The 23,316-nt window shown below is 63.2% G+C and carries 28 protein-coding genes and 4 tRNA genes; 6 read left to right on the top strand and 26 right to left on the bottom strand.

Annotated elements, in window-relative coordinates:
- Positions 1–5: 5 nt before the first annotated feature.
- From ACVZUB_RS08595 to ACVZUB_RS08520, 16 genes are all read right to left on the bottom strand, one after another.
- Entirely contained in the window at positions 6–800 is a 795-nt protein-coding gene (locus ACVZUB_RS08595; RefSeq protein ID WP_003942038.1) for an MlaE family ABC transporter permease, read from the bottom strand.
- A gap of 9 nt (positions 801–809) precedes the next feature.
- Positions 810–1,931, bottom strand: a complete 1,122-nt coding sequence (locus ACVZUB_RS08590) for an ABC transporter ATP-binding protein (protein ID WP_007728450.1) — start codon at positions 1,929–1,931, stop codon at positions 810–812.
- A 259-nt stretch (positions 1,932–2,190) separates the two neighbouring features.
- The gene (gene rplL / locus ACVZUB_RS08585; RefSeq protein ID WP_003941857.1) at positions 2,191–2,577 is read right to left on the bottom strand and encodes a 50S ribosomal protein L7/L12; all 387 of its coding nucleotides are present in this window, start codon (positions 2,575–2,577) and stop codon (positions 2,191–2,193) included.
- 78 nt (positions 2,578–2,655) lie between these two features.
- Complete coding sequence (rplJ, locus tag ACVZUB_RS08580) at positions 2,656–3,240, bottom strand: 50S ribosomal protein L10 (protein WP_003942074.1); 585 nt, start codon at positions 3,238–3,240, stop codon at positions 2,656–2,658.
- A gap of 419 nt (positions 3,241–3,659) precedes the next feature.
- Positions 3,660–4,352 carry a hypothetical protein gene (locus ACVZUB_RS08575; protein WP_042453090.1) on the bottom strand — a complete coding sequence of 231 codons (693 nt, stop codon included), beginning with the start codon at positions 4,350–4,352 and terminating at the stop codon, positions 3,660–3,662.
- 151 nt (positions 4,353–4,503) lie between these two features.
- The gene (rplA, locus tag ACVZUB_RS08570; RefSeq protein ID WP_003941982.1) at positions 4,504–5,223 is read right to left on the bottom strand and encodes a 50S ribosomal protein L1; all 720 of its coding nucleotides are present in this window, start codon (positions 5,221–5,223) and stop codon (positions 4,504–4,506) included.
- Between the two features lie 109 nt (positions 5,224–5,332).
- A complete protein-coding gene (rplK, locus tag ACVZUB_RS08565; protein ID WP_482628291.1) occupies positions 5,333–5,767 on the bottom strand; it encodes a 50S ribosomal protein L11 in 435 nt (144 codons plus the stop codon).
- A gap of 66 nt (positions 5,768–5,833) precedes the next feature.
- Positions 5,834–6,670: a transcription termination/antitermination protein NusG gene (gene nusG, locus ACVZUB_RS08560; RefSeq protein ID WP_003942049.1), complete on the bottom strand. Its 837-nt coding sequence runs from the start codon at positions 6,668–6,670 to the stop codon at positions 5,834–5,836.
- 84 nt (positions 6,671–6,754) lie between these two features.
- Positions 6,755–7,258: a preprotein translocase subunit SecE gene (secE, locus tag ACVZUB_RS08555; protein WP_007728455.1), complete on the bottom strand. Its 504-nt coding sequence runs from the start codon at positions 7,256–7,258 to the stop codon at positions 6,755–6,757.
- A 31-nt stretch (positions 7,259–7,289) separates the two neighbouring features.
- A tRNA-Trp gene (locus ACVZUB_RS08550) sits at positions 7,290–7,362 on the bottom strand.
- A gap of 173 nt (positions 7,363–7,535) precedes the next feature.
- The gene (gene hadB, locus ACVZUB_RS08545) at positions 7,536–7,961 is read right to left on the bottom strand and encodes a (3R)-hydroxyacyl-ACP dehydratase subunit HadB (protein ID WP_003941909.1); all 426 of its coding nucleotides are present in this window, start codon (positions 7,959–7,961) and stop codon (positions 7,536–7,538) included.
- The gene (gene hadA, locus ACVZUB_RS08540) at positions 7,948–8,502 is read right to left on the bottom strand and encodes a (3R)-hydroxyacyl-ACP dehydratase subunit HadA (RefSeq protein ID WP_007728457.1); all 555 of its coding nucleotides are present in this window, start codon (positions 8,500–8,502) and stop codon (positions 7,948–7,950) included. Before hadA ends, hadB begins: the two co-directional genes overlap by 14 nt.
- Before the next feature lie 86 nt (positions 8,503–8,588).
- Complete coding sequence (rpmG, locus tag ACVZUB_RS08535; protein WP_003941903.1) at positions 8,589–8,756, bottom strand: 50S ribosomal protein L33; 168 nt, start codon at positions 8,754–8,756, stop codon at positions 8,589–8,591.
- 61 nt (positions 8,757–8,817) lie between these two features.
- Positions 8,818–8,890, bottom strand: a tRNA-Met gene (locus tag ACVZUB_RS08530).
- 45 nt (positions 8,891–8,935) lie between these two features.
- Positions 8,936–9,008: transfer RNA gene (locus ACVZUB_RS08525), tRNA-Thr, on the bottom strand.
- 331 nt (positions 9,009–9,339) lie between these two features.
- Positions 9,340–9,422: transfer RNA gene (locus ACVZUB_RS08520), tRNA-Tyr, on the bottom strand.
- Positions 9,423–9,646: 224 nt separating this feature from the next.
- Here ACVZUB_RS08520 and ACVZUB_RS08515 point away from each other — a divergent pair.
- Positions 9,647–10,138: a YajQ family cyclic di-GMP-binding protein gene (locus ACVZUB_RS08515; RefSeq protein WP_003941854.1), complete on the top strand. Its 492-nt coding sequence runs from the start codon at positions 9,647–9,649 to the stop codon at positions 10,136–10,138.
- Positions 10,139–10,209: 71 nt separating this feature from the next.
- Here ACVZUB_RS08515 and htpX read toward each other — a convergent pair whose 3' ends face one another.
- Both htpX and ACVZUB_RS08505 read right to left on the bottom strand, forming a co-directional pair.
- Positions 10,210–11,073 (bottom strand): zinc metalloprotease HtpX, encoded by an 864-nt coding sequence (htpX, locus tag ACVZUB_RS08510; protein ID WP_007728460.1) that lies wholly within the window; start codon positions 11,071–11,073, stop codon positions 10,210–10,212.
- Between the two features lie 153 nt (positions 11,074–11,226).
- Positions 11,227–12,276 carry a polyprenyl synthetase family protein gene (locus ACVZUB_RS08505; RefSeq protein WP_037129929.1) on the bottom strand — a complete coding sequence of 350 codons (1,050 nt, stop codon included), beginning with the start codon at positions 12,274–12,276 and terminating at the stop codon, positions 11,227–11,229.
- A 104-nt stretch (positions 12,277–12,380) separates the two neighbouring features.
- Here ACVZUB_RS08505 and ACVZUB_RS08500 point away from each other — a divergent pair, with 104 nt between their 5' ends.
- Entirely contained in the window at positions 12,381–13,643 is a 1,263-nt protein-coding gene (locus ACVZUB_RS08500; RefSeq protein WP_482628526.1) for a geranylgeranyl reductase family protein, read from the top strand.
- A 55-nt stretch (positions 13,644–13,698) separates the two neighbouring features.
- On the opposite strand, the gene ACVZUB_RS08495 is transcribed toward ACVZUB_RS08500, so the two are convergent.
- The 4 genes from ACVZUB_RS08495 to menD form a co-directional block, all read right to left on the bottom strand.
- Positions 13,699–14,397: a demethylmenaquinone methyltransferase gene (locus ACVZUB_RS08495; RefSeq protein ID WP_003941879.1), complete on the bottom strand. Its 699-nt coding sequence runs from the start codon at positions 14,395–14,397 to the stop codon at positions 13,699–13,701.
- Between the two features lie 37 nt (positions 14,398–14,434).
- A complete protein-coding gene (locus ACVZUB_RS08490; RefSeq protein ID WP_197523597.1) occupies positions 14,435–15,580 on the bottom strand; it encodes a glycosyltransferase family 4 protein in 1,146 nt (381 codons plus the stop codon).
- Positions 15,581–15,648: 68 nt separating this feature from the next.
- Positions 15,649–16,092, bottom strand: a complete 444-nt coding sequence (locus tag ACVZUB_RS08485; RefSeq protein WP_042453078.1) for a DUF3592 domain-containing protein — start codon at positions 16,090–16,092, stop codon at positions 15,649–15,651.
- A complete protein-coding gene (gene menD / locus ACVZUB_RS08480; protein WP_058038142.1) occupies positions 16,089–17,702 on the bottom strand; it encodes a 2-succinyl-5-enolpyruvyl-6-hydroxy-3-cyclohexene-1-carboxylic-acid synthase in 1,614 nt (537 codons plus the stop codon). The genes ACVZUB_RS08485 and menD overlap by 4 nt, the downstream gene beginning before the upstream one ends.
- 68 nt (positions 17,703–17,770) lie before the next feature.
- On the opposite strand from menD, the gene ACVZUB_RS08475 reads away from it, so the two are divergent.
- Both ACVZUB_RS08475 and ACVZUB_RS08470 read left to right on the top strand, forming a co-directional pair.
- Positions 17,771–18,373, top strand: coding sequence for a flavin reductase family protein (locus ACVZUB_RS08475; protein ID WP_039972961.1), 603 nt, complete (start codon positions 17,771–17,773; stop codon positions 18,371–18,373).
- Positions 18,374–18,431: 58 nt separating this feature from the next.
- On the top strand, positions 18,432–19,259 hold the full coding sequence (locus ACVZUB_RS08470; RefSeq protein ID WP_042453072.1) for a siderophore-interacting protein: 828 nt from the start codon (positions 18,432–18,434) through the stop codon (positions 19,257–19,259).
- A gap of 66 nt (positions 19,260–19,325) precedes the next feature.
- Here ACVZUB_RS08470 and ACVZUB_RS08465 read toward each other — a convergent pair whose 3' ends face one another.
- The 3 genes from ACVZUB_RS08465 to ACVZUB_RS08455 are packed head-to-tail and all read right to left on the bottom strand — an operon-like array spanning position 19,326 to position 21,462.
- Complete coding sequence (locus ACVZUB_RS08465) at positions 19,326–19,772, bottom strand: DUF6918 family protein (RefSeq protein WP_003941973.1); 447 nt, start codon at positions 19,770–19,772, stop codon at positions 19,326–19,328.
- 48 nt (positions 19,773–19,820) lie between these two features.
- A complete protein-coding gene (locus ACVZUB_RS08460; protein ID WP_482628290.1) occupies positions 19,821–20,816 on the bottom strand; it encodes an o-succinylbenzoate synthase in 996 nt (331 codons plus the stop codon).
- A 1-nt stretch (position 20,817) separates the two neighbouring features.
- Positions 20,818–21,462: a PaaI family thioesterase gene (locus ACVZUB_RS08455; protein ID WP_037129937.1), complete on the bottom strand. Its 645-nt coding sequence runs from the start codon at positions 21,460–21,462 to the stop codon at positions 20,818–20,820.
- A gap of 83 nt (positions 21,463–21,545) precedes the next feature.
- Here ACVZUB_RS08455 and ACVZUB_RS08450 point away from each other — a divergent pair, with 83 nt between their 5' ends.
- The gene (locus ACVZUB_RS08450) at positions 21,546–22,439 is read left to right on the top strand and encodes a 1,4-dihydroxy-2-naphthoyl-CoA synthase (RefSeq protein WP_024487301.1); all 894 of its coding nucleotides are present in this window, start codon (positions 21,546–21,548) and stop codon (positions 22,437–22,439) included.
- 28 nt (positions 22,440–22,467) lie between these two features.
- Complete coding sequence (locus tag ACVZUB_RS08445) at positions 22,468–22,857, top strand: VOC family protein (RefSeq protein ID WP_003941917.1); 390 nt, start codon at positions 22,468–22,470, stop codon at positions 22,855–22,857.
- Positions 22,858–22,954: 97 nt separating this feature from the next.
- Here the strand turns inward: ACVZUB_RS08445 and ACVZUB_RS08440 are convergent, their stop codons facing one another.
- Positions 22,955–23,314 (bottom strand): hypothetical protein, encoded by a 360-nt coding sequence (locus tag ACVZUB_RS08440; protein WP_003942018.1) that lies wholly within the window; start codon positions 23,312–23,314, stop codon positions 22,955–22,957.
- Between the last annotated feature and the right edge of the window lie 2 nt (positions 23,315–23,316).

The following is a 23,316-nucleotide window of genomic DNA, read 5'->3' as shown; positions in this document are numbered from 1 at the left end:
TTAGGTCAAGATCCCTTCGCCGGCACGATCTGGAGGTACACCATCGTCAGAATCAGATTGGCGAAGAACAACAGCAGGAACGTGATGACGACGGCCTGGTTCACCGCCTCACCGACGCCCTTCGGGCCACCGGACGGGTGGAGTCCCTTGTACGCGGAGATCACACCAGCGATGACACCGAACACCGCGGCTTTGATCTCACCGCTCCAAATGTCCGGTAGCTGCGCAAAAGCTGAGAACGACGAGATGTAGGCACCGGGGTTACCGCCCTGCAGGATCACGTTGAAGAAGTAACCACCCGCGATACCGACGACGGACACCAGTCCGTTGAGCAGAACAGCGATCAGCACCATCGCGAGTACACGCGGAACCACCAGGCGCTGAATCGGATTGATTCCGAGGACTTCCATCGCGTCGATCTCTTCACGGATGGTTCGAGAACCGAGATCGGCCGTCACGGCCGATCCGGCCGCACCGGCGACCAGCAACGCTGTCACCAGGGGGCTACCCTGCTGGATCACCGCCAGGACGCTGGCAGCGCCGGTGAACGATTCTGCACCCAACTGCTTGATCAGCGAACCGGTCTGCAGTGAGACGACGGCGCCGAAAGGGATGGCTACCAATGCCGTCGGCAAAATTGTCACGCTGGCGATGAACCAGGCCTGCTCGATGAACTCACGGAACTGAAATGGACGCCGGAACGTATTCCTGACGACGTCGACAAACAGTTCGACGATGTTTCCGGCCTGAGTTAATGCTCCGTTGACCGGACTCAGAACCGAGTTGCGGGTAACCCCCATCCGATATGCCTACCCTTGCCCGTGTGTCGTGTTTCCGTAGGGATCGCCCTCGTATGCAGGAATGACCTGCGTGTCTTGCGAGTTGTCGTTCCACTCCCCCTGATAGCCGCTCGCTTCGGCGTACTGGGGATCGTACTGCCCAGTTCCGTCAACCTCGTCGAGGCTGTCCTGAATCGCCGCCTGTGCGTTAGCTGGGAGGGTGTGCATGATCTGACGGACGCGCTCCTGGCGACGACGAACAGCCTGACGCTCCGGGTTTCCGGGGGTGGCCTTCATCTGCGGCACGATGCCCTCGACGTCGTCGACACCACCGGCGTGGTGACCGGCGTCGACGAGCGCCTGCTCGTGCGCCATCTGAGCCTCGTCCTTCTCCTCCGACATACCGATCGGACCGATCATCGTTCCGTTGAGGAACTGCTTGACGACGGGCTCGTCCGAGGTGAGCAGCACCTCACGAGGACCGAACATCACCAACTGACGACGGAAGAGCATGCCGATGTTGTCCGGCACCGTGCGTGCGAGGTTGATGTTGTGCGAGACGATCAGAATCGTCGCGTCCGACTGGGCGTTGATGTCGATCAGCGTTTGGCTGATGTACGTCGTACGCACCGGATCCAGACCGGAGTCGGGCTCGTCGACGAGGATGATCTCGGGATCGAGAACGAGTGCACGCGCCAGACCGGCACGCTTGCGCATACCGCCGGAGATCTCACCGGGAAGCTTGTCCTCGGCGCCGACCAGACCCGTGAGGTCCAACTTCTCCATCACGATCTTGCGGATATCGGATTCCGACTTCTTGGTGTGCTCACGAAGCGGGAAGGCGATGTTGTCGTACAAGTTCATCGAGCCGAACAGTGCGCCGTCCTGGAAGAGAACGCCGAACAGCTTGCGGATCTCGTAGAGCTCCTTGGAGGAGCACTGCAGGATGTCCGTGCCGTCGATGACGATGGAGCCTTGTTCAGGGCGGAGCAGTCCGATCAGGGACTTCAGGAACACCGACTTACCGGTACCCGAAGGCCCGAGCAGTGCGCTGACCTCACCCGCGGGAAGTGTCAACGACACGTCCTGCCAAATCCTCTGCGACCCGAAAGACTTTGTCAGTCCTTGTACCGCTACCTCGACTCCCACCATTACCTCCGCGACGTCCGTTGCATGCATGCACCCGTGTGGGTTGGGTCACTCTATCGCATGGGAGTGGTACCCGTGACTGCGAATACTACTAACGAGTAGGGAAGAAGCATAATTCAGATCACAGCCTAGTTCGGACACCCCTCCCACCTGCATGAATTCCGGCATATCACCCGCGAAAAAAGTTCAAAAAAAGAGGGCCACTCCCCGTGGGGAGTGGCCCTCTTCGTTACTACTCGCGAAGAGCAGCGGGAAAACCGTCTTACTTGATGACGATCTTTGCGCCGGCAGCTTCGAGCTTTTCCTTGGCAGCCTCTGCGGCGTCCTTGGCAACCTTCTCGAGGATGGCCTTCGGAGCGCTCTCGACGAGGTCCTTGGCTTCCTTCAGGCCGAGGCCGGAAACGACCTCACGGACGACCTTGATGACCTGGATCTTCTTGTCGCCAGCCGACTCGAGGACGACGTCGAACTCGTCCTGCTCTTCAGCAGCTTCTGCGCCGGCAGCCGGTGCGCCTGCAGCGGCGACGGCGACGGGAGCAGCAGCGGTGACCTCGAAGGTCTCCTCGAATGCCTTAACGAACTCCGAGAGCTCGAGGAGGGTGAGCTCCTTGAACTGGTCCAACAACTCTTCGGTGCTGAGCTTCGCCATTGTGGCGGTCCTTCCTGTAAGTCCCATGTCGCTGATCCGCGACCGGGCGGGGTTATAGCAGTGATGCGCGGGTGCGGATCAGCTTTCGGCTTCGGCCTCGGCCGGAGCCTCGGTGGCAGCCTCTGCGGGTGCCTCTGCGGCTCCGCCTTCTGCAGCCTTCTTCTCCTGCAGGGCAGCGGCCAGACGGGCCATCTGCGAAGCGGGAGCATTGAACAGGCCTGCGGCCTTTGCCAAGTTGCCCTTCATCGCGCCGGCAAGCTTTGCCAACAGGATTTCGCGGGATTCGAGATCCGCGATCTTGTTGACCTCTTCCACGGACAGCGCAGCGCCGTCCATGTAGCCGCCCTTGATGATGAGCGCCTTGTTGTCCTTAGCGAAGTTCTTCAGAGCCTTCGCAGCGTCGACCGGTTCGCCCTTGATGAATGCAATGGCGGTCGGACCAACGAACAGGTCATCAAGGCCCTCGATGCCAGCCTCTGCGGCGGCACGCTTGACCAGGGTGTTCTTGGCGACGGAGTAGGTGGCACCTTCTCCGAGAGCGCGTCGCAGTGTCGTGATGTTGCCAACCGAAAGGCCACGGTATTCCGTGACCACAGCGGCGGTCGAACCCTTGAACTGCTCGGTGATTTCCGCAACTGCGGAAACCTTCTCAGGCTTTGCCATACTTCGCCTCCTCTCGTGACAGTCGTTGTCCCACTCAGGAACCGCTGCACCTCATCGGGGTGAACCCGAGAAGACACAGTCCGCGACATGCAAAACGCCCCGGCGCAAGCGCACGGGGCGTACAGAGGAAACATGAAGAAGAGGCTTACGAATCAGCGTAACGATGCAAAGCGAGGCAGTGCATAACCAGGCAAACTGTAGAACCACTACATCAAGCTATCCCCCTACCTCGTTCACCTACGTGGGCCGCCGGGCACTCCCGGACTTTCAACCACACCCATCACTGAGTGCAATCACCAACGGTCTTGGGTAGAACATGATTTTGGGGTGAAGTTCATATCCAGCACTGAACTCCGCGTCGAAGACTACCTGACTGCTCGCTGCATAACCAAATCGGGTTCGTCACGCACCCGGTTTCTTCAAGCACCGATAGCCCTGGCGATCTTGTGTTCGATTGCTGCCCGAGCTCGGTCCGGCAACACCAGCAGTCCATCGAGTTCCTTGTGGGCCTTCCGATACGCACTCTGACGTTCCTGTGGCGTCGCGCCCTCGTCCATGGCCAGTCGCAGCAGACGTTGCGCCCGTACCAGGCGTTCTTGTTCGTCGAGGGTGAATCCGCTCCGTCGGCGGCGCTTCGCCTCAGCTTCCGCGATTTCGAAGGCGATCGAGTAAGCGTGCACCGCCTCGCGGTACTCGGTTTGTGCCTGCTGGTTGCCGATCATCGTCTCCGGATTGCCTGGGCGAAGCAGATCGGCACGATATTTGGCTCGATGAAAATCGGCCGTCAAAGGCTCACGCATGTCCGTCATCATCGGAGTGTCGAGCAGTGTGACCGGGTCGAGCTCGTACGAGAACCATCGGGCGTCGACCGCATCGTGCTGCTCGATGGCCTTGGCCAGCTCTCGGCGCTGTGTTTCTTCGTCGGCGTGATGTTGCGCGTTGGCCTGCGCGATGGCGACCTTGGTCTGCTGCTTGAGCCGGAAGCGCTCTTGCCGGCGCTCGATCCGCCTTTCGTTGGCAACCGCGACACCCTTCAGCGCCCCACCGATGGTGCCGCCGAAAACGAAGATCAGCCACCAAAAGTTTCCGAGGAACTGGAACGCTTCGTGCATACCCCGATGATGCCACCGTTAGATCGATACCACCGTTGGACCGATACCACCGATGGACCGATACCACCGGCAGGGATCACCCTCTCCCGAAACGACAAGAAGGCCGGCAGGGAGTGATCCCTGCCGGCCTTCTTGTTCGTATGCGGACTGCTTACGCGTCTGCAGCATCCTCGAGGAGGTTGCGAGTACGGTTCGGATCCACCGGGATGCCCGGACCGGTGGTGGTCGAGACCGTGATCTTCTTCACGTAGCGACCCTTGGCCGACGAGGGCTTCGCACGCAGGATCTCGTCCAGGGCTGCGCCGTAGTTCTCCACCAGCTTCTCATCGTCGAACGATGCCTTGCCGATGACGAAGTGCAGGTTGGCCTGCTTGTCGACGCGGAAGTTGATCTTTCCGCCCTTGATGTCGTTGACAGCCTTGGTGACATCCGCCGTGACGGTGCCCGTCTTCGGGTTCGGCATCAGGCCACGCGGTCCGAGGACACGGGCGATGCGGCCGACCTTGGCCATCTGATCAGGAGTCGCGATTGCGGCGTCGAAATCGACCCATCCACCCTGGATGCGCTCGATCAGGTCTTCTGCACCGACTACGTCAGCGCCTGCAGCCTCGGCTTCTGCTGCCTTCTCGCCAACAGCGAACACGATGACGCGAGCGGTCTTACCGGTGCCGTGGGGCAGGTTGACCGTTCCGCGGACCATCTGGTCAGCCTTACGGGGGTCGACGCCCAGACGAACTGCAACCTCAACGGTTGCATCCATCTTGGTGGACGACGTCTCCTTGGCGAGCTTTGCAGCCTGAAGCGGGCTGTAGAGCTTGTCTGCGTCGATCTTCTCAGCGGCGGCGAGGTACGCCTTGCTGCGCTTTGCCATTTGTTCTGTCCTTACTTGTCACTGCAGCGAATTACCTGTGCAGTGGTGAATGGTTCAGTTGTGGTCGGGGCCTGGCCGGCCCTCCCACGTAATGCTGTGGAGCGGACTATCAGGCCTGGACCGTGATGCCCATGGAACGAGCGGTGCCGGCGATGATCTTCGCGGCCTGCTCGATGTCATTGGCATTGAGGTCTTCAGCCTTGGTCTTCGCGATTTCGCGCACCTGATCCATGGTCACCGAGGCAACCTTGGTCTTGTGCGGTTCGCCGGAGCCCTTGGCGACGCCGGCTGCCTTGAGGAGCAGCTTGGCGGCGGGAGGGGTCTTCAGCTTGAAATCGAAGGTCCGGTCTTCGTAGACCGAGATCTCGACCGGCACAACGTTGCCGCGCTGGGACTCAGTCGCCGCGTTGTAGGCCTTGCAGAACTCCATGATGTTCACGCCGTGCTGACCGAGCGCGGGACCCACGGGAGGTGCAGGGTTAGCCTGACCTGCCTGGATCTGCAGCTTGATGAGCCCGGCGAGCTTCTTCTTCTTTGGGGGCATCTCTAGTTCCTAGTTTCTAGCTTGGGTGTGTGTCTTGCGTCGAACAAATTGCAAGTTTTGGGGTGGTCAGATCTTCGCGACCTGGTTGAAGTTGAGCTCAACCGGGGTTTCACGACCGAAGATCGACACGAGAACCTTGAGCTTCTGCTGCTCGCCGTTGACCTCGCTGATGCTGGCCGGAAGGGTTGCGAACGGGCCGTCCATGACGGTGACCGACTCGCCGACCTCGAAGTCGACCTCGATGAGGGGCTTGCCGAAGGACTCGGACGGTGCCTCGCCTGCTGCGACGGCGGCCGCTGCAGCCTGCTGCTTCTTCTGCTCCTGCTGCGGGAGCAGGAACTTGACGACCTCGTTGAGGGTCAGCGGCGAGGGACGCGACGTAGCACCGACAAAACCGGTGACACCAGGCGTGTTGCGCACGGCGCCCCACGACTCGTCGTTGAGCTCCATGCGAACAAGGATGTATCCGGGCAGAACCTTGCGGTTGACCTGCTTGCGCTGGCCGTTCTTGATCTCGGTGACCTCTTCGGTGGGAACTTCCACCTGGAAGATGTAGTCGCCGACATCGAGGTTCTGAACGCGAGTCTCGAGGTTGGTCTTGACCTTGTTCTCGTAACCGGCGTACGAGTGGATGACGTACCAGTCACCCGGGGCGCGGCGCAGCGCAGCCTTGAGTTCGGCAACGGGATCCTCGACCTCGAGCTCGGCGGCGGGAGCGGCCTCGTCGGAGTTCTCGGCATCGTCGGAGATGACGTCCTCGGTCGCTGCAGCGTCTGCATCAGTGCCTTCGGCAACGTCTGCATCGGTGCCTTCGGCAACCACGACGTCTACTTCGGCTGCCGCCTCGGCAGAAACACGCTCTTCGGCCAAAGCCTCATTCGTGTCGTTCTCGGGGGTGCTCACTGGGGCACTCGCTTCCTCTCGTTACTCGGACCCGGGTCGGGTCTTGTCGCGCTCGCAGGCAAAGACGCCCGACTGCTACGGCGATCAGCCGAACAGCCAGGTGACACCCTTGATCACAGCGATATCGACGCCGCTGATGAAAGCGACCATGAAGACCACGAACGTCAGCACGACGCTGGTGTAGGTGATCATCTGCTTGCGGTTCGGCCAGATGACCTTACGGAGTTCTGCGATGACCTCGCGGAAGAATTTGCGCAGGCGCTTGAAGATGTTGTCCTTCTTCGCCTTGGGCTTCTTGCCGGGGTTCGTTGCAGTCGGCTTGGCCGAAGATGTCCGGGATGCCGTCCGGGCCGGAGTCTTCACGGTGGACGCGCTGACCGAGGCGCCGCGTGCAGCGCGCTTGCCGGTCGGCTTGTTGGAAACCCCAGTGGATGCGGAGGGAGCCTTTTCGGCACCGTCCTTGTCCAACGAAAGATCGGAACGCGTAGTCGCGTCAGCTGCAGTGTCGTCGACACCGGTCGAATCGGCAGACGGTGAAGTCTCCGCATCCGAAGTGTCGGCGTCGCGCTTGGCGCGCTCCTCGCTCACGTCGTTCCTCTCAGTCGCTGGCATCCGGGGGCAGGGGCGACAGGACTTGAACCTGCAACCTGCGGTTTTGGAGACCGCTGCTCTGCCAGTTGAGCTACGCCCCTTTGGTTGACCTCGACAGGTAGATCCTGCCTGAATCAACCGTTCTGCGATCACACAACATACGCGCTACCCGAGGTGAATGTCTTGCAACATTCAGGGCAGCGCGCAGCGCTGAGGAATCCCAGAAATCTCAGTGTACTTCAAAGCCCCGGAACAAACACAATCCGCCCTGCGATCAGGCTAGACGGACCGTGGCAGTGGCACGACCGAAGATCTTCTTACCTTCGGACTTGGCCACAATTGCCAGTACTGCGGTCTTGCTTTCTTCGTCGATCGACTTCACCTTGGCGGTGAACTCGATCTCGGCAGCCTTGTCGGCTGCCACGATCACCGGGCTCGTGAACCGTACGTTGTACTCGGTCACTGCGCCCGGATCTCCCAGCCATTCGGTGACGTAGCCGGCACCGATGCCCATGGAGAGCATGCCGTGCGCGACGACGTCCGGCAAGCCGGCAAGTCGTGCGACCTCGTCACTGAAGTGAATCGGATTGGGATCTCCCGAAACACCCGCGTAGTTGGCGAGGTTTCCACGCGTCAGGGTGACGGACTTCTCGGGGAGAAGTTCGCCGACACTCACATCGGAAAATTTACGAAGCGACATGCATCATCACGTCCTTGACTGCGTGGGCGATGTTCTCGTCCACTTCCCCACCCGTTCGAGCAACAAGCGTCGTCCACGTGGTGACGACGGCTTCGTCGTTCTGATCGGTGATGATGTTCTTGGTCACGATGATGTCGCTACCTGCGGCCTGCCTGAACGAATCCAGGAAGACGTCGCAGAAGAGTCGGTCACCGACCTGCATGGGCTTGTGCAGCACCAAGCGCTGATCGGTCTGAAGAATCTGACTCAGGTCGTAGCCTGTGACGATCTCTTCGAACAGACGTCGCTGAGCAATGGCACCCACGATGGCGACGAACGTGATGGGAGCGATCAGGCCGTCATATCCGAGGCCCTTGGCTGCCGTCTCGTCGTAGTGCGCGGGATGGGCGTCCTGGACGGCGCGAGCGAACTCGCGTACCTTCTCGCGTCCGACCTCGTAGAAGTCTTCGACACGATAGTGGTGACCGACCATCTGGACGGCATGAGCGGCCGGGTCCGTAGGGACCTCGGCCGCTGCCTGGTTCTCTTGCAAATCTGTCACGCGGTGAGACTCTCTTCTAGCTAGGACCCGAAGACGCAGGCCCAGAGAGGGTCTTCCGCGAAAATCGTCGTCCTGTTAAGGACTTACTACTTCGACTCGCGATGCGACTGGTGGGTTCCGCAGTTGGGGCAGAACTTCTTGAGCTCCAGGCGATCGGGGTCGTTGCGCCGATTCTTCTTGGTGATGTAGTTGCGGTGCTTGCATACCTCGCAGGCCAAGGTGATCTTGGGCCGAACGTCGGTCGAGGAGGCCACGGGATGCCTTCTTTCGGGTGTATCTGATTACGAGCAATCAGGGTGGATCATGCATATTGTGTAGCGGTGACCGGACTTGAACCGGCGACGCAACGATTATGAGTCGTTTGCTCTACCAACTGAGCTACACCGCCTCGGTGTCGAGTGTCGCGCGGAAAGCACGGCACCACAATCCAGCGAGCCCCCTAACGGAATCGAACCGTTGACCTTTTCCTTACCATGGAAACGCTCTACCGACTGAGCTAAGGGGGCGTGGCTCAGGAGTGCGTTGCCGCTCTCTTGAAGCCTCCGAAAGATTACACACGAACGAGCGCCAGCACCAAATCCGCTGGTCATCGGGGCAAAAATGGTGCCGGAGCCCATTGTTGCACCGATCGGGGCCGCTGGCGAGGGCTTTGCGGGAACCAGCTCGACCCTGCACTCCCCCTGAAACCATCCCCCGGTGCCCATCCCGAGGCCCCTGAGCCCCCGACACCCCTGAGCCGAAGCCGGCGCCTGCGTCGCCAACGCGCGCTCGACCTCGGTACACGCACAAAAAAAGTCAGCCCCGACTCTCGCGAAGAGAATCGGGGCTGACTTGGTGTGGCAGATGTAGGATTCGAACCTACGTAGGCATAAGCCGACGGATTTACAGTCCGCTCCCATTGGCCGCTCGGGCAATCTGCCGTGCTTGCACCAGGCTTCGATCCGGCGCATTCGCAAGTATATCGCGACGTGCGGCGGCCGAAAACGGCTTCCTCGGTGCGGTGAGAAGAATACAACGAACACACCCCCATTTTGCAAACCGGGTGGTAACGGGCGGTGCCGACCCGATAACGTCGAGGTGTCCACCGGTATGGAAGGTGGGCGGAACTCGATGTTCGTGAACTACCGGAAAGCGGGAGTGTGAAGTGGCTGATTCGTCCTTCGACGTGGTGAGCAAGGTTGACCGTCAAGAGGTGGACAACGCCCTGCATCAGGCTGCCAAGGAGTTGACCACGCGTTTCGACTTCCGAAACACGGGAGCGTCGATCGAGTGGTCTGGTGAAGAGACGATCACGTTGAACGCCGACACCGAGGAGCGACTGCTGGCCGCCCTCGACGTGTTCAAGGAGAAGTTGATCCGTCGCGACATCTCGCTGAAGGCATTCGATGCCGGCGAGCCGGCGCAGTCCGGAAAGATCTACAAGCTGTCCGGAACCTTGGTCCAGGGCATCAGCAGCGAGAACGCGAAGAAGATCACCAAGAAGATTCGCGACGAGGGCCCCAAGGGCGTCAAGGCGCAGATCCAGGGTGAGGAACTTCGTGTGAGCAGCAAGAAGCGCGACGACCTCCAGGGCGTCATCTCCCTGCTCAAGGGTGAGGACTTCGGGATCGCCCTGCAGTTCGTGAACTACCGGTAGTAGGGGCTGCGCCCCTGTGCGCCTTTTTGGTAGTTCCGACGACCAGAAAGGCTCACAGGGGCCGAAGGCCCCTACATCCCCGCCATCTTCTCCAAACGCTCGATACGATCCGCCATGGGCGGATGCGTCGAGAACAGCTTGCTCACCTTGTCCCCCGCTCTGAAGGGGTTGGCGATCATCAGGTGTGACTGCGCCGCGAGCTTGGGCTCAGGCGGCAACGGCGCGGCTGCCACGCCCGACTCGAGCTTGCGCAGCGCCGACGCCAACGCCAGCGGGTCACCGGTGAGCTCGGCTCCCGATTGATCCGCCTGGTACTCGCGAGAGCGCGAGACGGCCAGCTTGACCACGGTTGCTGCGATCGGTCCCAGCAGGGAGACGAGCAGCAGCGCGATCGGATTGCTTCCCTGCCCGTTCCCTCGGCCGCCGAAGATGCTCGCGTACATCGCGAAGTTGGCCAGGCCAGAGATGACGCTGGCCATCGCGCCGGCCACGGACGAGATCAAAATGTCCCGGTTGTAGACGTGGGAGAGTTCGTGCCCGAGCACGGCACGCAGTTCGCGTTCGTTCAGGATCTGCATGATGCCGCTGGTCACGCACACCGCGGCGTGCCGAGGGCTACGACCGGTGGCAAACGCGTTCGGGGCGTTCGTGGGGCTGACGTACAGCCTGGGCATCGGTTGGTGCGCCGTCGTGGCGAGTTCGCGCACGATCCGGTAGATCGCCGGTGCCTCGACCTCGGTGATGGGCTGGGCGCGCATCGATCGAAGCGCCAGCTTGTCGCTGTTGAAGTACACGTAGGCATTCATGCCGACGGCAAACAGAACGGATCCCCACAGAAGGAACGGGCTGTTGAACAGCGAGCCGATGAAGACGATCAGCGCCGACATCCCCACCAACAAGCCGAATGTCTTCGCACCGTTCGCGTAGCCGTGCAAACCGCTCACCTCTTGCCTCGCTGGAGCCGAAGGCTCACCCGAACTCCCCGGTGTATGCACCGGTTCTGTTCAGTCAACGAAGGACAGGGTCATCAGGGTTCCCACCCAGTGACTGTCGGGGTTTCCACCCGGTAGCCCCGATTCGCCGAGGTGTCAGCCGACTCGTTCGATCGTGTAATCGACGAGACGCACGAGCGCTTCGTTGGCCGGTCCCTGCGGGAGCTCAGCCAACTGAGCTTTCGCCGCGACGGCATACTCGCCCAGCTTTGCCTTCGCCTTGACCATGCCCGGCGAACGCTCGAGCAGTTCGAGAGCTTCTTCTACCAGGGCATCTTCGGTGACCGGGCCCGCGAGCAGCTCCCGTAGGCGATCTGCGTCGGCTCCTTCTTCGCGGAACGCGTACAGGACGGGCAGGGTGTGGACACCCTCGCGCAGGTCGGTGCCGGGCGTCTTGCCGGACTGCGCCGAGACGGACGAGATGTCGATGATGTCGTCGGAGATCTGGAACGCGGTGCCGACGGCGTCACCCAGGCGCTCGAGGCGCTCGATGTGAGCTGCGTCGGCGCCGGAGAAGGTGCCGCCGAAGCGTCCCGAAGCAGCGATCAGCGAACCGGTCTTCTCCCACACGACCTTGAGGTAGTGCTCGACCGGATCCTGCTCCTTCTTGACACCGATCGTCTCGCGCATCTGGCCGGTGACCAGTTCGGCGAACGTTTCGGCGATGATCCGAACGGCCTCGGGTCCGAGCGTCGACACCAGTCGTGATGCGTGCGCGAACAGATAGTCGCCGGCCAGGATCGCCACACTGTTTCCCCAGCGGGCGTTGGCGCTGGGTGCTCCGCGCCGCATGGACGCCTCGTCCATGACGTCGTCGTGATAGAGCGTCGCCAGGTGAACGAGTTCGGTGACAGTCGCTGCGGTGATGATCGACGGATCGTTCGGCACCGGTCCGAGTTGCGCTGTCAGGATCGTGAACAACGGACGGAAGCGCTTTCCACCAGCTCGCGCGAGATGCAGCGCGGCCTCGGTGAGGAAGTCTTCTCCGTCGGACAGCTCGCTGACCAACAACTCCTCGACATCGGAGAGTCCACCACGCACTACTGCGGCGAGCTGTTCGTCGCCCAGGTCGATGCCTGCAACGACGGTGCTCGATGCGGTTGCGTCGGCAGCAGTCTTTTCGGTGCTCACGATGTCAGTACCCATTCCTGTCGTCAGTGACGGCTCGGTTCCCACGGTAGTGAACCTAGCGGTTCGCACTCGGGACGGCCTCGCCACGGTGGCGATCGCGAGCCTGGGAAGATGTGAGTGTGTCCGTAGAAGAGCAGTCCCCCGTCGTCGATACGCTTCCGACCGAAACCGACATTGTGGTCATCGGCGCAGGTCCCGCGGGTTCTTCGGCCGCGGCGTGGGCCGCCCGCAGCGGCCGAGACGTCGTGCTGGTGGACGCTGCCGTGTTCCCGCGAGACAAGACTTGTGGTGATGGACTCACTCCGCGCGCCGTGGCCGAACTGGATCTCCTCGGCCTCGGCGAGTGGGTTCGGTCACATACGACGAACAAGGGCCTGCGGTTGTCCGGCTTCGGACAAGAACTCGAACTCGAGTGGCCAGGGACGTCGTTCCCGCCGATCGGCAGTGCGATCCCTCGGACCGAACTCGACGACGCCATTCGCCGGTGCGCCGTCGAATCCGGCGCGGTCATGGTCGAGGGCACCAAGGCCGTCGACGTCGAACTCGACGGTGATCGAGTAGCCGCCGTCGTACTCGCCGGCCCCTCGGGACGAAGCACCCTTCGTTGTCGGACGCTGATCATCGCCGACGGCGTTCGCTCGACGCTCGGCAAGAAGCTGGGACGGCAGTGGCACCGGGACACCGCGTACGGCGTCGCGGCACGCGCGTATGTCGCGACGCCGCGCAGCGCCGACCCGTGGATCACCTCGCATCTGGAACTGCGGGACACCGAGGGCACGTTGCAGGCGGGGTACGGCTGGATCTTCCCGCTCGGCACCGGCGAGGTGAACATCGGCGTCGGGACACTGGCGACGTCCAAGCGCCCGGCGCCGGGTGCCCTGCGTCCCTTGCTCGACTTGTACACCGACCAGCGCCGAAGCGAGTGGCAGTGGAGCAGCGAGATACATTCCGTCGCTTCGGCTTTGCTACCCATGGGCGGCGCCGTCTCCAACATCGCCGGACGCAACTGGGCCGTGATCGGCGACGCCGCAGCGTGCGTGAACCCGCTCAACGGTGAGGGCATCGACTACGGCCTCGAAGGCGGACGTCTGGTGGTCGAACAGCTCGGCGCCGACGACCTCACGGAGCTGTGGCCGACCGTGCTTCGGGAGCATTACGGCCAGGCGTTCTCGGTCGCGCGCCGGCTCGCAGGCCTGCTGACGGTTCCGCAGTTCCTGCCCGCGTCGGGCCCGATTGCGATGCGCTCACGTGCACTGATGACGGTCGCCGTTCGGGTGATGGGGAACCTCGTCACCGACGCCGACGTCGACCTGACGGCGAGGGCCTGGCGGGCGTCGGGGGCCGCGTCGAGAAAGATCGACTCCCGACCGTTGTTCGGTTGAGCAAGTGCTGTGCGCCTTTAATAACCGCCGGGGGTTGATAAAGGCGCACAGCAGTTCAGGCAGTGGCGTAATGCAGCGCCACGATGCCGCCGGTGAGGTTGCGCCACTTGACGTTCTTCCAGCCGGCAGCCTCGATCTTGCGGGCCAACTCTTCCTGGGTCGGCCAGGCGCGGATCGATTCGGCGAGGTACACGTAGGCGTCGGGGTTGCTGCTGACGGTGCGTGCGACCTGCGGGAGCGCCTTCATCAGGTACTCCATGTAGACCGTGCGGAAGGGCCCGAAGACGGGCGTCGAGAACTCGCTGACGACGAGACGTCCGCCCGGCTTGGTGACGCGGGCGATCTCACGCAGTCCGGCTTCGAAGTCGGAGACGTTGCGCAGGCCGAAGGAAATCGTCGCGGCGTCGAACACGTTGTCGGCATAGGGCAGGTACATCGCGTCACCTGCGACCATCGGAACTTTGCGCGAGATTCCGGCCTTGAGCATTCCCTTGGAGAAGTCGGTGGCGACGCACCAGGCACCGGAGCGCCCCAGTTCGACGGTCGAGACTCCGGTTCCGGCGGCGAGGTCGAGTACCTTCTCGCCCGGCTTGAGGTCGAGGGCTTCGCGGGTGGCCTTGCGCCAGCCCTTGTCCTGGCCGAAGGACAGCACGGTGTTGGTGAGGTCGTATCGCTCCGCGACGTCGTCGAACATCGACGCGACTTCGTGCGGTTGCTTCTCGAGAGTTGCTCGGGTTCCGTGTGTAGTGGCCACACCCGAAACGCTACCAACCCTCGGGCAGCGAGGGCGTTCAGGCTGCTCTGGCACCCGTTCGCCGCCCGAGGCCCTGCACGTCCTCGTAGTGACGGAGCAACTCTTCGCAGATTGCCGGCCAGGTCCGGTGCAGCACCGAGCGCCTCGCCGCGGAGCCGAACTGCACCCGCAGATCACGCTGACGAAGTGCGTCGACTGCGCTTGGCAGGAGTTCGGTGAACCTGTCCGTCGGCAGGAGGTAGCCGTTGCGGCAATGCGAGATCAGGTCACGTGGTCCGCCGGCGTCCGGTCCGACGACAGGCACACCGCTCGCGAGGGCTTCCTGGACCGCCTGGCAGAAGGTCTCGTGCTCGCCGGGGTGAACGAATACGTCCAGGCTCGCGTAGGCGTCGGCCAGCGCGGTACCGCCGAGTTGTCCGGTGAAGATCGCGTCCGGCATCAGTCGTCGTAGGTTCTCGCGGTCCGGGCCGTCTCCGACGACGACGATCTGCACACTGGGATCGCCGGCCAGGGCCGCCAATCGTTCGACGTGCTTTTCGGGCGCGAGGCGACCGACGAAGCCGACCACCAACCGGTCGCTGTCGCCGATCCAGGACTGCCGCAACACCGAGCTACGACGCGAAGGCGCGAATCGTTGTGCGTCGACGCCGCGGGCCCATCGGTGCACGCGCGGAATGCCGTGCTCTTCGAGGGCGTCGACTGCCGACGTGGAGGGCGCGAGTGTCCTGTTGCAGCTCTTGTGGATTCGACGGGTCCACGCCCACGCGGCGCGGCTGGTGACGCCGAGCCCGTAGCTTTCGGCAAATCCGGCGACGTCGGTCTGGTAGACCGCGACGGTGGGGATTCCGAGGCGTTTGGCGACGGCCACTCCTCCGGCGCCGAGCAGGAACGGTGACGCCAGATGGACGACGTCGGGCGCGAAGGTCCGCACGGCCGTGGTCAATCGTGGTTGCGGCAGGCCGACGGGAAGTGAACTGACTTTGGGCACCATGACGGCTGGCACCCGAACCACCTGAACGCCTTCGTGTTCGGTGGCGGCAGAGGTGTCGGATCCGACAGTGTCCGGCGCAATGACCATGGCGTCGTGGCCAGTGCGATCGAGGTGTTCGAGCACGCGTAGTACCGAGTTGGTGACGCCGTTCATGTTGGGCAGGAATGACTCCGCAACGATGGCTACTCTCACACCGAGAACGGTGACAGGGCCAGGAAAAGTCCACGTCATGTTCGTGTGAAGTTCGGGCGAAGCGCGAACTAACTCGAGGCGACCGGCGCCGAACTTGCCGCCTGCGCTTCCCGCTTGCGCAGGTACCAGATCGACGGTCCGGCCAGGAGCCACGTCACGACGATCACCGATCCGGCCGGGATCAGTGCCACCGTCGCGTTACGTCCTGCTACCCGAACCAAATCGGGCTCGGTCTTGTAGTACTCCACCTCGATGCGCTGTCCCACAGTCAGATTGGTGGGGTAGAGCACGCCGAGTTCAGGGTTGTGATTCGCGCCGTCCGGTGTCACGAAGCTGATCGCCGAACGTAGCGAGCCCGCCGAGAGCACCTCGGCGGTTGCGGTCCCCATGTTCGATTCGATGGTCCGATCGTTGCGCCAGGCACCGAGAACCAGAATCACCGCGAGCACGGAAATGCCGACCGCAACCACCAGCACACCGATGCGGAGGCGACGCAGAACTGTTTGCGTCACAGCTGTGCCCGCACGGAAGCGTGGAGTTCGCGCAGCCCACTGCGATCCGTCGCGACCTCGAGCACACGAATGCCGTTGGCCGGTTGCGCCAGCGTCGTTGCCAGGGCGTCGACGGTGACCGCTGCGTGCGGCACGCGGTAGGCCGCGCACAGCGCAGCGAGGTCCATGCCGTGTGGTGTTCCGAACACTCGCTCGAAGACGCCGGCGTACTGCGGGTCGCCTTGTTCGAGGAGCTCGAAGATACCGCCGCCGTCGTCGTTGGCGACGACGATGGTGAGGTCGCTCGGCCTCGGCTCACCGGTCCCGATCAGCAGCCCGGACGCGTCGTGCAGGAAGGTCAGGTCGCCCATGAGAGCGACGGTCCGGCCGCCGTCGTACGCCAACGCAGCACCGACCGCCGCCGAGACGGTGCCGTCGATACCTGCGACGCCGCGATTCGACAGCACCCGTACGGCGGGCTTGGGATAGCTCACGAGGGCCGCGTCGCGAACAGGGTTGGATGCGCCGAGCAGAAGCTGGTCGCCGTCCGCGAGAGCATCCATGACAGCAGCTGCCACGTGCAGGCCGGTGGCCTTGGGGTGGGCGTCGAGTTGCTTGCGGACGGCAGTTTCGGCGTGTTCGGTCAGCGCGGCGCATCGAGCGATCCAGGCGGGATCGGGAGTCCCGGTGACCACTGCTCTGGTTCCGGTGGCGAGTACGTTGCCGGATACGTCCGGCCAGCGCGGCCCGGTAGTCAGCGCGTAGACGTCGACGCCCGGGTCGGCCAGCACCTTCGAGACCTGACGATGCAACGTCGGGCGGCCGGTGATGATCGCCTGCTTGGGCTTGAGTTGCGATAGCGCGAGTGGATGCAGTGCGATCCCGTGCATCGGAGCCGTCGGCTCGGCCACGGTCGGCAGGCCGGCCAGCTCAGGCCGAAGTGCGCTGCCGTGTCCGGAAATGACCACCGTATCTGCGGTGAGATCCAGATCGACGGGAACGTCGAGCGTCGCATTCTGGGTGGTGGTCCAGGCCGCACCGCCGGGACGGCCCTCCGGAACCGGTCCCTGGACGTGAACGTCCGGCACCAGCGGCTCACGGAGCGGGATATCGAAATGCACCGGACCCGCGTTTCCGGATCTGGTTCCGCGGGCAGCGGCGAGGACCCGGCAGACCGCCGAGCGCCACTGGCTGTTCTGCGTCGAATCGTCCTCCGCCAGGCCCAGGCTGATGGTTGCGCGGACTTGACTGCCGAAGAGCCCGAGTTGCTCGACGGTCTGGTTGGCGCCGGTGCCGAGCATCTCGTACGGCCGGTTGGCGCTCAGGACCACCAGCGGCACTCGCGCGTAGTTGGCCTCGAGGACAGCGGGTCCGAGATTCGCGACGGCGGTCCCGGAAGTCATCACGATGGGGACCGGTCGTTTCCCGGCGATTGCCAGTCCGAGTGCCAGAAAGCCTGCTGTCCGCTCGTCGATCCGCATGTGCAGACGCAACCGGCCGTCGAGATCGGCGGCCTGGAGGGCGAATGCGAGGGGCGCGTTGCGAGAGCCTGGACACAGCACGACTTCACGCACGCCACCACGAACCAGTTCGTCGACGACGGCTGTGGCTTGTGCAGTGGACGGATTCACGCCTTCAAGAGTGTCAGATGTTCGGGCGCAAGCATGCCCAGGGGCGGGGACAGCGGCATTATGTGTGGGTGCGCACACTCTTCGATCCAGCCGAGCTCGAACCCCGCCGGTTCTATCAGTTACTCACCGCTTCGGTGGTCCCCCGGCCGATTGCCTGGGTGTCCACGCTGTCGGCGGACGGCGTCGGCAATCTGGCTCCGTACAGCTTTTTCACCGTGGCAAGTTCGGCGCCGCCGATCGTGCAGTTCACGTCGGTCGGACGCAAGGACAGTCTGCGCAACATCGAAGCGACCGGCGAATTCGTGATCAACCTGGCGACTGCCAGGCTTGCCGACGTGGTGAACCAGAGTTCCGCCTTCTACGACGCCGAGGCCGACGAGTTTCTCGAGTTGAACATCCGTAGCGAGCCGAGCGAGCGGGTTCGCCCCGTACGGGTCGCCGACTCCCCGATCGCCATCGAATGCACGCTCCACCAGGTCATCGAGGTCGGTAATTCATTTGTCGTGATGGGAAATGTGGTGGCGGTCGCCGTACGTCCCGAGGCTGTCGCCGACGACGGCCTACCGGACTTCGCGGCAATCGCACCGATGAGCCGACTTGGCCGAGCGCAGTGGGGTCTTCCTCCCGAAGTCGTCGAAAAGGACAGACCCACCACTCCACAGCGACCGTAAATCAGGTTAGGGTTACCTGATTAGGTACGAGTAACAGATAATCAGGGAGCAACCAGTCATGGCCAAGCGCGCCAAGTTCGTGAAACCGGCCTCACGCAGCATCGTGTCGGCGCAGGTCGTGGCGAACAAACGAATCAGCCCCAGCTTCATCCGGGTGACCATTGCCGGCGAAGAGCTGTCCACCATCGCTCCGATGGGTGCCGATCAGTGGTTCCGCATGTTCATCCCGCAGGTCGGCCAGAGTGAACTCCGGTTGCCGAGCGCGGCCAGCAATCTCTGGTATGCGCAGTACCTGTTGATGTCCAAGGACACGCGACCCGTCGTGCGCAACTACACGATTCGCGCCTACCGTGCCGCCGGATCCGGTCTCTTCGGCGAGACCACGGAGATCGACATCGACTTCGCTTATCATGGCGACATCGGCCCGGCATCCGCGTGGGCGGACACCGCGTCGGCCGGCGACGAGGTCGCTCTCTTGGACGAAGGCTGCATCTACAACCCCACACCCGAGGCCAAGTGGCAACTGCTCGTCGGCGACGAGAGTGCACTTCCCGCGATCATCGGCATTCTGGAATCCGCGCCCGCAGACCTGCGTGCCGAGGTCTTCGTCGAGATTCCGAACATCGAAGACAAGCAAGACATTCCGGAGTTGGCGAACGTCAACGTGCATTGGCTCGTTCGCGAGGACGAACACGCGACGCCGGGTGTTCTGACCCTCGAGACCGTCCGCGCCGCCGAACTGCCCGAGGGGCCGTCGTACACCTTTGTCGCCGGCGAACAGGCACTCACCACCGGGCTGCGTCGGCACCTCGTGAACGACCGGAAGTTCGCCAAAACCGACATCACCTTCACCGGCTTCTGGCGCCACGGACATTCGGCTCACTGACAAACGCACCGAAAACGACGAGTGGCCCGAGAGAAACTCCCGGGCCACTCGTCGTTTTACGTTCGCTTATGCAGCGTGCTTCTGGATCACATCGCCCAGACGCGGCAGAGCTGCAGTCACATGCTTCTTCGCCGAACCGCGCAGCTTCGAGTACATCGACTTGACGACGGCCTTGTCGCTGCCCTCGATACGCTCGTCCGTCACCTCGAGGAGGGAATCGGCAACCGCGTCACCGCGGGCGCTGATGAAATCGGCGAAGCTGCCTTCGCCGGAAGCCGAGAATTCCTGCCAGTACGGCTCGAGCTTTGCCACGAAAGCCGGCAGAAGCGCGGTGACGGCGTCCGGCACGATGGACGGGCTCACCTTCTTGACCGCGCCGTAGCCACCCTTGAGAGCCAGCCCTGAGGCCCCCGACTTATCCGAAACCTCTGCGTCGATCAAGGTCTGCACGTCCGCGACGACCGCGGGAACCCGTGATTCCTCGAGCAGGGTTTCGTTCAGAGCTGCAACCACTTTCGATCCCTTCATTCTTCACTGATGTTCATCAGGTCGCGCCCGAGACTATACGAAATTCGGCTGGTCCCTACTGCCGAGTATCCGATGGCAGCGCCTGGCCCTCACCAACCACCAGTCGCGCCGGTCCGCGGGCGCGGCCAGCGTCTCGAGCAGAACCGGATCAGGCTCGACGGCACCCACCGACAAAGCACCGTCGACAGCTGCCCCGGTGACCGCGACATCCCGGACGAACAGGCCGCCGGTACCGAGTCCGCAGGCAAACGGAAGGGTGGGCAAGGCTGCCGCGGCCGCCAGTCCCGCGGACATCCCCACAGCCGTGTCCAGAGCGCTCGAGACCACCACCGGCACCCCGTAGTCCGCCAGCTGCGCCGACAGCGCCACCACAGCACGCATTCCGCCCAGCGGCGGCACCTTCACGACGGCGACGTCCGCTCCGCCCGCTCGTACGACGCGCAGCGGGTCCTCGGCACGGCGAATGCTCTCGTCGGCAGCGATCCGCACACCGGTCCCCGCGGCGCGGACCCTGACCAGTTCCTCGACGCTTGCACAAGGCTGCTCGGCGTATTCGAGTTCACCGTCATCGGTGATCGCTCGCAAGGCCGTGATCGCCTCGTCCACGCTCCACCCGCCGTTGGCGTCGACGCGCACGTTCGGGATGTGCCGACGCACCTCGTTCACCCGGGCGACGTCCTGCGCCAGCGACTGTCCCTTCTCGGCGACCTTGACCTTGGCTGTCCGGGCGCCGGGGAAGCGCTCCAGCAATTCCGGAACGGCAGACGCGTCGATCGCCGGCACGGTCGCGTTGACGGGAACTGCGTCACGAAGCGCCGGCGGCGGACCCAGCCACGCCGCCTCGATCCCGGCGAGCAGCCACTGCGACGCCTCGTCGTCGTCGTACTCCACGAACGGGGCGAATTCTCCCCACCCGGCCGGGCCGCGAACGAGCAGGGCCTCACGAGTCGTGATGCCGCGAAAGCGAACTCGCATCGGTAGTGCGAGCACCACGGCGTCCGCGATCAGATCGTCGAACGAGGGGAACATGTCAGGGCTGTCCCGGAAGCAGTTCGATCATGAGCGCCTCACCGTCGGCGAGGAGCTTGCCGTCGAGATCGGTCAGGCGCGCGCTGACAAAAGTCTTGCGACCCTCGACCCGATCCACCTGCCCCTCGATCACCAGTTGTTGATTGAGCGGAGTGATCGCGCGGTAATTGATGTGGAGGTAGCCGGTGCGGGAGATCGGACGGCCACCCGCGTGGACCGTCATCCCGAAGACGTCGTCGAACAGCAAGGGCAGGACACCGCCGTGAGCGGCGCCGTTGCCGCCCAGGTGGTAGCGACGGAAGACGCCGGTACTGCGGACTCCTTCGGTGTCGAACTTCTCGACCATCCACGGGAGCATGAGGAGGCTGCCGCGTCCGGGCAGTTGGATGTTCGAGCCTGCGGGCGACTTGCCTTCCGGGACCTCGTACGGAGTCAACCGATCGGCAAGCTCTTCGGCTTGCGTAGCGATGTCTGCGAGTACGTCGTCGGGAACATTGGTCGAGACGGCAAGGTCCTGCAACCTGCGCATCGCTTCGACGAAGCGGCCGAAGTCCGGACCTGCGGGAGTGTGCCGGAACCGTGGAAATCCGCCCCGCTTCTCACCGTCTGTGACGATCTCCGTGCCGTCTGCGGTTTGTTCGCTCATGACCTGCACGTTAGCGCGCCCGGGAACGTGTTCTACCTCAGGTATCCGTTAGACGCGCGAGCCGTGCCTCTATCGTGGCTCAGGTGACCTTCAACCCGCAGCTCTGGCGCCCTGTCCCCGGATTCGAGAACCTCACCGACATCACCTACCACCGGCACGTCAGTCAAGGCACCGTTCGCGTCGCCTTCGACCGACCGGAAGTGCGTAATGCGTTCCGCCCGCACACCGTCGACGAGTTGTACCGCGCGCTCGATCACGCCCGGATGACCTCCGACGTGGGAGCGGTGCTCCTGACCGGCAACGGACCCAGCGAGAAGGACGGCGGTTGGGCGTTCTGCTCCGGCGGAGACCAGCGCATCCGTGGTCGCAGCGGCTACCAGTACGCCGAAGGTGAAACGGCGGACACCGTCGACAAAGCACGCGCCGGGCGCCTGCACATCCTCGAGGTCCAGCGCCTGATCCGCTTCATGCCGAAGGTCGTGATCTGCCTGGTCAACGGCTGGGCTGCGGGCGGCGGCCACAGCCTGCACGTGGTGTGCGACCTGACGCTCGCCAGCCGCGAGCACGCACGGTTCAAGCAGACCGACGCCGACGTCGGAAGCTTCGACGGCGGCTACGGCAGCGCCTATCTGGCAAAGATGGTGGGCCAGAAGTTCGCTCGCGAGATCTTCTTCCTGGGTGAGACGTACACCGCCGAGGAAATGCATCAGATGGGCGCGGTCAACAAGGTTGTCGACCACGCGGAACTCGAAAACGTCGCGATCGACTGGGCCGGCAAGATCAACGGCAAGTCGCCGCAGGCACAGCGGATGCTCAAGTACGCGTTCAACCTGCAGGACGACGGGTTGGTCGGCCAGCAGCTGTTCGCCGGTGAGGCAACACGTTTGGCGTACATGACCGACGAGGCCGTCGAGGGTCGTGACTCGTTCCTCGAAAAGCGTGATCCCGACTGGTCACCATATCCCTGGTATTTCTGACACAGTAGGTGCGAGAGGGAGGTCGGACGTGGAGATTCTGAGCAGTCGGACGATTTTGCGCCCGAGCGAGTACGAACGAACGCTGAGCTTCTACCGAGACACCCTCGGTCTGGCGATCGCTCGTGAATATCCCGGCGGCACAGTCTTCTTCGCCGGCCAAGGGCTGATCGAAGTCGCTGCGCACGGCGGCACCGGCGAGGGCGGCTTTCGCGGCGCGATCTGGCTGCAGGTCCGGGACCTCACTGCCGTTCAGACCGAACTGGTTCTCGCCGGGGTCAAGATCGCGCGCGAGGCAAGACAGGAACCGTGGGGTCTACACGAGATGTGGATCGCCGACCCGGACGGGACACCGATCGTGATGGTGCAGATCCCGGAGGACCATCCCATCCGACGCGATTCCCGGCCACCGTCCGCGTAGTCGAGACACCGCTGTAGCCGAGACACCGCTGTAGCCGAGCAATGACAGATGCCCGCCACGACTTTCGTGGCGGGCATCTTTCGGTTCTTCACAAAGATCAGTTGCGCGTGCTCAACGCCTGCGAGATCTGATCTGTCTGTGCCTGGCCCTCGAGCAGTTGGCGAACCAGCCACAGCCGCAGCACCTTTGCCACCGATGCGGCCAGGAAGAGAGCGGCACCGACCACTGTCAGGGCGAGGAAAACCACGGTGAGGATCTGGTACGACACCAGATCCCGCAGGTCCGAGAGCGTCAGCGAAGAGATGTAGACGACGAAGGCGCCGACCACTCCGACGACCATGAGCACCAGGCCCGCGATGCGCGTCGCCGCGTCGCCGCCTGCCTGCTTCTTGTCCAGCTTCAACTCTGCGATGTTCTTCTTGAATTCCTCACGGCGATCTTCGGCGAGAGTAGTCATCG

This window comes from Rhodococcus sp. OS5 (assembly GCF_056837585.1).
This window is presented reverse-complemented; position numbering and strand designations above follow the sequence as displayed.

Coding starts and splice junctions, on each gene's coding strand:
- ACVZUB_RS08595 (WP_003942038.1), bottom strand. CDS start 800: ATGGGGGTTACCCGCAACTCGGTTCTGAGTCCGGTCAACGGAGCATTA.
- ACVZUB_RS08590 (WP_007728450.1), bottom strand. CDS start 1,931: ATGGTGGGAGTCGAGGTAGCGGTACAAGGACTGACAAAGTCTTTCGGG.
- rplL (WP_003941857.1), bottom strand. CDS start 2,577: ATGGCGAAGCTCAGCACCGAAGAGTTGTTGGACCAGTTCAAGGAGCTC.
- rplJ (WP_003942074.1), bottom strand. CDS start 3,240: ATGGCAAAGCCTGAGAAGGTTTCCGCAGTTGCGGAAATCACCGAGCAG.
- ACVZUB_RS08575 (WP_042453090.1), bottom strand. CDS start 4,352: ATGCACGAAGCGTTCCAGTTCCTCGGAAACTTTTGGTGGCTGATCTTC.
- rplA (WP_003941982.1), bottom strand. CDS start 5,223: ATGGCAAAGCGCAGCAAGGCGTACCTCGCCGCCGCTGAGAAGATCGAC.
- rplK (WP_482628291.1), bottom strand. CDS start 5,767: ATGCCCCCAAAGAAGAAGAAGCTCGCCGGGCTCATCAAGCTGCAGATC.
- hadB (WP_003941909.1), bottom strand. CDS start 7,961: ATGTCGCTTCGTAAATTTTCCGATGTGAGTGTCGGCGAACTTCTCCCC.
- ACVZUB_RS08505 (WP_037129929.1), bottom strand. CDS start 12,276: ATGGGTACTGACATCGTGAGCACCGAAAAGACTGCTGCCGACGCAACC.
- ACVZUB_RS08470 (WP_042453072.1), top strand. CDS start 18,432: ATGGCCAAGCGCGCCAAGTTCGTGAAACCGGCCTCACGCAGCATCGTG.
- ACVZUB_RS08460 (WP_482628290.1), bottom strand. CDS start 20,816: ATGTTCCCCTCGTTCGACGATCTGATCGCGGACGCCGTGGTGCTCGCA.
- ACVZUB_RS08455 (WP_037129937.1), bottom strand. CDS start 21,462: ATGAGCGAACAAACCGCAGACGGCACGGAGATCGTCACAGACGGTGAG.
- ACVZUB_RS08440 (WP_003942018.1), bottom strand. CDS start 23,314: ATGACTACTCTCGCCGAAGATCGCCGTGAGGAATTCAAGAAGAACATC.